Source organism: Lentzea aerocolonigenes (assembly GCF_000955955.1).
Classification (GTDB): Bacteria; Actinomycetota; Actinomycetes; order Mycobacteriales; family Pseudonocardiaceae; genus Lentzea; species Lentzea aerocolonigenes_A.
This window is the reverse complement of the sequence record NZ_JYJG01000367.1, coordinates 1-1,156: the sequence shown is the minus strand read 5'-3', so window position 1 is coordinate 1,156 and position 1,156 is coordinate 1. Positions and strand designations below refer to the sequence as shown.

1 protein-coding gene is annotated in these 1,156 nt (G+C 61.8%); it reads left to right on the top strand.

What is annotated here, in order from left to right:
• Positions 1-1,070, top strand: a 1,070-nt coding sequence (locus UK23_RS50810) for a hypothetical protein (RefSeq protein ID WP_330770542.1), incomplete at its 5' end; no start/stop codon positions are given.
• Between the last annotated feature and the right edge of the window lie 86 nt (positions 1,071-1,156).

Sequence of the window (1,156 nt, the reverse complement as noted above, 5' to 3'; positions counted from 1 at the left end):
TGAAGGGAACCTTCATCCACTTGAGGTGGATGAAGGTTCCCTTCATCAGTTGCGGGGCAGGAATTGTCAGGGGCGCTGAGCACCATGGGGTCATGGAGCGAGGTAAGTGGGATGGCGTTGAGGGTCAGCTCTGGCAGCACAGCCGCTTCGGCGTGATCAGAGCATCGGAACTTGAGACGCTCGGAATCGGCCAGACGACGACGTACCGGCAATGCCAGCCCGGCGGCCGATGGCGTCATCTGCTGCCTGGAATCGTGTTGCTTGAACGCTCGCAGCCGACAACCAGGCAGCGAGTCGAGGCTGCGTTGATGTTCGCAAGACACGACGCTCTCGTCACAGGTCTCCAGGCGGCGCGCCTCTACAACCTGCGGGCTGGCCCGGAGCCGCAATTCGTGCACGTTCTCATACCTCACAAGTACTGTGTGCGCAGCTCCGGGTTCGCTGTGGTGGAACGGACGAAGTTCTTCCCGTCAGCGTACTTTCGCGATGGGATCCCACTGGCTCCTCCCACACGTGCCGTTCTGGACGGTGTGCGTCGTCTGCGGGACCTCGATCCCGTGCGCGCTCTGTTGATCGAATCCGTCCAAAGCGGGCTTGCTGGCGCAACCGAACTTCGTCGCGAGTTGGACACCGGCACCAAACGAGGGACTGCAGTGCCGAGACGAGTCCTGGACGAGATCGATCTGGGTGTGCGGTCGGTGGCCGAGGCAGACGCAGCGGAAATCTGGCACCAGGCAGGATTGCCGACACCGCATCGCAATGTCGTCATCGTCGACTCGCAGGGCAGCTACGTTGGCATGCCGGACACGTGGTGTGACGAGGTCGGACTCGCTTGGGAGATCGACAGCAACGAGTTCCACTACAGCAAACACGCCTACGCCAAGACGCTTGCACGCAACTCACGATATGCGGCCAGTGGCATCGCTGTTGTGCAGACTCTGCCATCGCGCCTGCGCATTGAACCTGAGGTCGTGATCGCGGAACTTCGAGCCGCCTACGCCGTTGCGTCGACCCGCCCCCGACCACCCGTACGCATAAGGAATCCAGAAGCAGCACGGCCACGAGCCTGAGGAACGATGAAGGGAACCTTCATCCACGCCAGGTGGATGAAGGTTCCCTTCATCCGTGGTGCTACTTGCCGAAGCCCGCCTTGCGG